Source organism: Myxococcus llanfairpwllgwyngyllgogerychwyrndrobwllllantysiliogogogochensis (genome assembly GCF_006636215.1).
Taxonomy (GTDB): Bacteria; Myxococcota; Myxococcia; order Myxococcales; family Myxococcaceae; genus Myxococcus; species Myxococcus llanfairpwllgwyngyllgogerychwyrndrobwllllantysiliogogogochensis.
Genome location: NZ_VIFM01000423.1, coordinates 1 through 6,360, shown reverse-complemented (window position 1 = coordinate 6,360; position 6,360 = coordinate 1). Strand labels below are relative to the sequence as shown.

The window sequence follows — 6,360 nt, the reverse complement described above, 5'->3', positions numbered from 1 at the left end:
TCGCGCTGGCCTCGGGATTGCGCGAGCACGAGTTGGTCGCCCTTAACGTTGGGGACATCTTCGACGCGCGTAGCCGCGCACGTCGGCACGTGCCGCTGACTGTCTTCAAGGGCAGCCGCCGGCACCCGGGCCCCCAGGAAGTCGTCCTCTCGGACACGGTGCGCGCGAAGCTGGAGAAGCTGTTGCGCCTGAAGCGCTCGCAGGGGCACGACGTGGGGCCCCTGGCGCCGCTCTTCCTGAGCCGCCTGGGACTGCGCCTGTCCACGCGGCAGGTGCGCCACGGCTTCGCGGTGTGGCAGCAGCGCGCGGGCCTGGAGCGGCACCTCAACTTCCACGCCGTGCGCCACACCGCATGCACCGGGGTGTACCGGAGGACGAAGGACATCCGCCTCACCCAGCGCTTCGCGCGCCAGCGCAGCATCGACTCCACCGTCATCTACACGCACCCCTCGGACGACGAGCTGGTGCGCGTGACTCAGGACCTGCCTTGCTGATGGGGCATGCCGCCTCCGCGCTGAGCGCCCGCGAGAGCCCCTGGATGGGCCGGGCTGCCGCGCGGAGGCGGTGAGGGGTGGCCGTGCGCGGGGCCCGCGCGGGCTGCCCCAGGCGCAGCCGGCGAAAGTGAACAGCGCGAGGCGTTCACTTACCGGGCGCAAATGAACAGGGGAGGGGTGTTCACTTTTTCGGAGGTGACTCTCTCGAAAAGGGCCCCAGGTACACGCCCCGGCGGCGCACCCCGCACGAAAAAACGCACCACCCCCCACCCTGGCGTCAGGGGTAGGCGGGGTAGGCGTGCTGGCGTCATCGGTAGGCATGGTTGCGCCCGGCCGGGGCAGGCAGTGAAGGTGACTGGGGAGGAGCTGGGCCGTGCGACGGGCGGCAGGTGGCGCCAACCTGGGAAAGCGGCCATAGGCCTCGGCGCTTCGGCCCGCCAGGAGGCCTCGTAAGTGCGCGAAACAGCGTCGGGGCGGTGACGCCGAATGGCCGCCTTTACGTATTTTCGGCAATCCGGCTCGGCCCTGGTAACGGCACCCGCGCCCAGGTGCGCGCGGGGCGGAGGGCCGGGGCTTCGAGGGCAGCTCGGGGGCTCGTGGGGCTCACGAGGAAGACAAAGGCCTGCGGCCCGAAGCACGCGGGGACACGCGCGCACGAATGGGGCGCCACGCGGCGACAGGCGCGGCGCGCGGGGCTGACCGGGGCCGGGCGCCAGGTGGGCCCACGTGGCGGCCAGCGGGGCGCAGCGGAGCAGGGCGTCCGGGCCGGGGAAGTGAACGGCGCGCGCGTCCAGCTCGCTGGACGGAGTGTGCTTCCGGGCGCGAGTTCGGGCCGGAACTCGGACCGCGGCGCTCGAGGACCTGGTGGCTGTCCGCCCTAACCTCGCGAAACTACGAAGGCTGTGGCGCCAGGCGTGTGCTTCTGCGCGCCAGGTGGAGCTCCCGGGGGAAAGTGACCAGGCCAGGCCAGGCGCGGCGAAAGTGAACGGCGAAACTGAACGCGAAAGTGCCCGCGTTCACTTACCGAAGGGCGCTTTCAGTTGGGGTCGGCGGGGGCGCGACGTCCGTGGGAGGAGCCACGACGGCGGCGTTCCTGGGGCGTTCCGACGAGGCCGTGTCCGGGCCCTCATCGTCGCTCTCCACCACCTCCGCATCCACCTCGCCGCGCTCGGCGGGGCTCGTCTCCCGCGCGGCGCGCAGGGCCTGGGCGTGCCGCGACTGGAGTCCCTCCAGCGAGAAGCTGGCATGCAGCTCCTGGCGCGAGTCGGCGCCGCCTTGGACGAACTCCTTGAGCCGCACCATGGTGTTGAAGTCGGTGGGGTTGTCGACACGCACGCGGCCCTCGGCGAGCGCCTCCTCGAAGCCGAGGAGGTAGCCGTCAATCATCTTCAGCGCGTCGTCCTTCGAGACGGCGATGGCGTTGGCGCGCAGCTCGATGAGCTTCTGGTCCGCCTTGGTGGCGATGCGCGTCTTGGCCTCCTCGCGGCGGCGCAGGCAGTTGTGCTCCTTCGCGTAGTTGGCCACGAGCGAGGTGGCGACACCGAAGCGCTCCGCCAGCTCGCGGTACGAGGCGTAGGACGTCATGGTGGAGCCGTCGGGAAGCGTCTTCACGTCGCCGAAGACGAGCGCGCGGTCCAGCTCCTGGCGCGGGAGCGCGGGCTCCTCGGACTTGCGGGGGCGGCCTGACTTTCGCTTCGGAGGAGGAGGCGGCGCTTCGGCTGGCGCGGGCGCGTCGTCCGGCGCGGGCGTCTCGTCCGGCGGCTGGCCCGCGAGGAGGCGCTTGCGGCGGCCGAGGCAGTCGTGCTGCTGGGCGTACCGGGCGACGGCGCTGTGCGCGACACCGAAGCGCTCGGCCAGTTCGCGCAAGGAGGGGAACCGCCTCTTCACACGGCCTCGTGTGGTGGGCACCTCCTCGCCTTCCACGAGGAGCCTGTCCACCTCGTCATGGGGCAGCCGAGGGCCTTCGGCTTTGGTGGGGCGCCCCAGCTTCTTGAGGGGCTTCTTCTGGGCCATGCCTTCCCTCAGCAGCCTCCAGAGGGCTGCGCTGCGACGTCCACCGCCTGGGTGCGCAGGCGCTGCATCAGCCGCGTGCGCTGGCGCTTCAGGCGCTGGTACGTCCTCTCGGTCTCGGCGGCGTCACCTTCGACGAGGCGGCTGACGTAGGTGCGCAGCTTCTCCCTCCGGACGACGGTGGCCATGAGGACCTCGACGTCGCTGCGCGGCAGGCTGGCCTTCGCCATGTGGACCAGCACCGCGTCCCTGCGCACGAAGCTGCGGCGGACGCTGGTCCGCCTGCTGCTCTCCACTGGCGGGGAGGGGCGTGAGTCAGGCAGCCACTCGGCGAACTGCTCCTGCGTGTACGTATCGTGCTGCTCCGCGCGCTCCTTGCGCAGGTAGCGGAACACCTCGCGCGCCGTCTGCTGGCGCAGGCGGGCGGCAGTCCAGTCACCCCAACGAGGGAGCGGGAATGCGCGCGCGACGGAGAGGAAGGTGGCGAGGACGAGCTGGTCGAGGTCCTCCTTGGGCACCGCGTTGCCGATGATGCGGCGGCGCAGACGAGTCAACATGGGGGCGTAGGCGGAGGCGAGGGCAGCCGTCCACGCGGGGCTGGGGGATGCCTGCATTTCGGCCACCAGGGCCCGGGTGAGGGCTTCCCGCTCCGGGTACGTCTCCTCGCGCGCGTCAGCCATGGCGGCCAGCACCGATTCGAGCGTGGCGTGGCGCGCGAAGGTGGGCCGCCGCGTGCCCGCAGCCGCGAAGACGGCCTGGTGCCGAGGCGAGAGAGCCTCCACACGCAGCAGGCCCAGGAGGTGGCCGAAGAAGTCACTCACCGAGGACGGGCCTCCCACCACTCGCGCACCAGCTCGAGGAAGTCGTCCAACTGCATGGTGACGAGGGGCGGCTGCCCGTCGTCCTTGCACACGGCGAGCGGCCAGCGGCCCGGAGGGCACGTCTCCACCGCCTGGCGCATGGCCTCGCGGACGTTGGTGCGCCGATGGGCTTTCGATTCCACCCAGAAGCAAGGCACCTCGACGTCCGGCACCTCTTCACCACTGCGGTACTGGAGGCCGCGGCGCACGAGGGCTTCAGGCATGGCCTCGCGGAAGCGGTGGACGAGGGCCCGCTCCCAATCAGCGCCCTTGCGACGGGAGGAGGCGCCGCTCACGAGACACCTCCCGACTCCTCCAGCAGCCGCTCCATGTGCCCGCCACGGGCCATGCGCACCGCGAGGCAGCGGGCCACCTCCAGCGCGCAGCGGGCGTCCGCCATGGCGCGGTGGGGCGTGGGCCGGTGGAGGCCGAAGCGCTTCGCCAGGGCGTTGAGGGAGAGCGACTCCACCTCACCCGTGGCGAGCAACGGCCACGCGAGGCTGGCGGTGTCGAGGCGGTGGTAGTCGACGCGGGGCAGGGCCAGCTCGGTGCGGCGGTAGCCCTCGACGAGGAAGCCCCAGTCGAAGCTGGTGTTGTGGCCGGCCACGAGGGTGCCCGCCAGGAGCGGCGACACAGTGGCCAAGACTTCCTGCAGGGGCACCGCGTCCCGCCACTCCTCGTCGGAGTAGCCGCACACGGCCAGGGCCTCGGGGTGGGCGTCGGCGAGCCGCGTGGGCTGCACGCGGGCCTCGTACTCCGCCAGCACCTTGAGGCTGCGAGCGTCGACGCGGAGGATTGCCACCTCCAGCACCTCATGACGGGAGGCATCCAGGCCCGTCGTCTCCAGGTCGATGAACGCGAGTGTCCGCAGGTGCGGCGGCAGGCCAGCGAAGAGCGGCTGGCGGAGCGCAGAGATAGGAGTGGTGTCGGAATCAGATTGAGCGAGCAGCACTATGCGACCTCTTTGGCCCAGAACCTGGGCGAGTGGTGTTTGGCGGCGAGGGAGTCCAGCTCGGCCTTCAGCAGCGCGGCGCGCGCGGTGCCCAGGCGCTTGCCCGTGTCCTTCAGCAGCGCGTCGAGGGCCTTCTTCTCGACGCTGGCGAGGCGCTGCATCAGCTCCTTACGGGGGAGGCCGGTAGCCTGGGCCAGCACCGCGACGGTGGGCTCCAGCGGGTAGTCGAGGCTGGTGGTGTTGAACATGCGGTAGCGCGTGCCGGCGAGGACCAACTCGTCCTGCTCGGCGAGGTGCGCGCGGAGGACGCCCTCCAGCTCCGCCTTGCGCGCGTTGAGAATCTTCGCGAGGTGGGCGACTTCCTGGCGCTCGCGGGCGACGGACTCCAGGTCGGAGGTGTCCTCGCAGACGACTTCACGTCGGCCCTCCAGCGCCTGGGCGTAGGCGGGGCAGTTGCGCCGGTGGTCGCAGTACACGCAGTTGGGGTTGAGGCGGGCGGGGAAGGACTCCGCCTTCTCCATTTGCTGGCCCAGCGTCTCGACGTAGGCGAGGGCGGCGTCCAACTGCTCCTCGGTGCGCGTCGTCTCCTGCCGGATGCCGTGGCGGAGCATCCACATGGACAGGCGCACCTTCTTCGCCCAGGGCCACATGCGGCGCGCGGCGAGGGCGTAGAGGCTGAGCTGGAGGCTGGAGTCCAACTCCTCGCGGGTGAAGAGCTGGTGGTTGGACTTATAATCCATGACGTGGACCGTCTCGTCGTCCACCCAGTCGACGCGGTCGATGTAGCCCAGGACGGTGAAGGGCCCCACCGGCAGGCGGAACTCCTTCTCAACGGCGAGGATGTCGCGGGAGTCCACGCGGCCCTGCTGGCGCACGAAGTCCTGGAGGATGGAGAGGCCCTGCTGGAAGAGGTCCAGGCCGGAGAGGCCCGAGGCGGCCCACTCTTCACGATAGAGCTGGAGGGCGTGCTCCTCGGAGAGAGGGCCCGCGTACTCGGTGTCGACGACTTCCTGGAGGAGTCGCTCGAGGACTGCGTGCAGCGCCTTCCCGAAGCTCAAGGGGACGCCGGGCTCGGCGGTGTGCTTGTCGAGGTAGTGGAGCTGGTAGGACAGCGGGCAGGCCTCGAAGCGGCTCAGCCGGCTGTATGACAAATGCTCGTTTCGCAGTGCGCTCATGACGTGGGCCTCCGGGCCAGTGCAGTGGCGTGTCGCGAGACAGTCATCACGCTCTTTTTGAGACACACATCAAGTCGATGCGGGGAGGCAGCGCGGTCCCGTGTGCTTGTTTCACAGGTGAGGGTCGCGCTCATCGCGGCACCTCTGTGAAGGCCGGCTGCTTCGTGAAGGACATGACGCGTGAGCCCGGGAAGGCAGACAGGACGCGCACCAGGGTGGCGGCGTGCTCGGGGGTGAGCTCCTTTCGGGCCTGGCCGGTGTAGGCAGGGACGAGCCACACTTCGCCGTAGGTTTCCGAGGCGAAGCACACCTCGACACCGAGCGCCTTGAAGCTGGCGATGTCCTCGTCGGTGAGACCGCGCAGGGCGGAGAGTGGGGACTCCGCGTCCAGCTCCTTCACATCGGGAGACGGAGCTGGGGGCGCGGGCTTGGAGGCGGGGGCTGGGGCGTTCTTCTTCGAGCCGGCCTCGCTCAGCGGATGCCCGAAGAGATCCACAGCGGCTGGAGCGGACTTCTTCGGAGGCACGGGGACAGGCGGCGCGGCCACGTCACGATGAGGCCGGGCCTGCTGATTCACCTTCAGCCACTCGGTGCAGGTACCCACGTTGGCCAGCGTGCAGGCTCCGCCATTCCGGTAGTGCAGGCAGTGCTTGCCCTCGCCGCGGACATACGCTTCGCACGTCACGCCAGGCGGACGTTGTGGGGCGGGCGTGGGCTGGAGCAGGTGTGTAAGGGCCATGCGCGGATGTCGGCGGCGCGTGTTTGCCGATACATCCTAAACTCACCCCATCCCTTCGATTTGGGACAAGAAATCATTTCGCCCGATTTTATTTTTGGATTTCCTCGGGCGAATGACACGCGGCCATAAG

Annotated in this window: 7 protein-coding genes; 1 reads left to right on the top strand and 6 read right to left on the bottom strand. The window is 70.0% G+C overall.

The annotated features are described in order from the left end of the window. On the top strand, positions 1–494 hold a 494-nt coding region (locus FJV41_RS47390), incomplete at its 5' end, for a tyrosine-type recombinase/integrase (RefSeq protein ID WP_141649225.1). Between the two features lie 1,020 nt (positions 495–1,514). Here the strand turns inward: FJV41_RS47390 and FJV41_RS47385 are convergent. The 6 genes from FJV41_RS47385 to FJV41_RS47360 form a co-directional block, all read right to left on the bottom strand. Further along, positions 1,515–2,507, bottom strand: coding sequence for an AT hook motif domain protein (locus FJV41_RS47385; protein WP_141649224.1), 993 nt, complete (start codon positions 2,505–2,507; stop codon positions 1,515–1,517). An 8-nt stretch (positions 2,508–2,515) separates the two neighbouring features. Beyond that, positions 2,516–3,346, bottom strand: coding sequence for a hypothetical protein (locus FJV41_RS47380; RefSeq protein ID WP_141649223.1), 831 nt, complete (start codon positions 3,344–3,346; stop codon positions 2,516–2,518). Next, positions 3,322–3,660, bottom strand: coding sequence for a hypothetical protein (locus FJV41_RS47375; RefSeq protein ID WP_141649222.1), 339 nt, complete (start codon positions 3,658–3,660; stop codon positions 3,322–3,324). The genes FJV41_RS47380 and FJV41_RS47375 overlap by 25 nt, the downstream gene beginning before the upstream one ends. Continuing rightward, the gene (locus FJV41_RS47370) at positions 3,657–4,316 is read right to left on the bottom strand and encodes a 3'-5' exonuclease (RefSeq protein WP_141649221.1); all 660 of its coding nucleotides are present in this window, start codon (positions 4,314–4,316) and stop codon (positions 3,657–3,659) included. The genes FJV41_RS47375 and FJV41_RS47370 overlap by 4 nt, the downstream gene beginning before the upstream one ends. Then, on the bottom strand, positions 4,316–5,491 hold the full coding sequence (locus FJV41_RS47365; protein ID WP_141649220.1) for a RecB family exonuclease: 1,176 nt from the start codon (positions 5,489–5,491) through the stop codon (positions 4,316–4,318). The genes FJV41_RS47370 and FJV41_RS47365 overlap by 1 nt, the downstream gene beginning before the upstream one ends. Positions 5,492–5,621: 130 nt before the next feature. Then, positions 5,622–6,230, bottom strand: coding sequence for a hypothetical protein (locus FJV41_RS47360; RefSeq protein ID WP_141649219.1), 609 nt, complete (start codon positions 6,228–6,230; stop codon positions 5,622–5,624). Between the last annotated feature and the right edge of the window lie 130 nt (positions 6,231–6,360).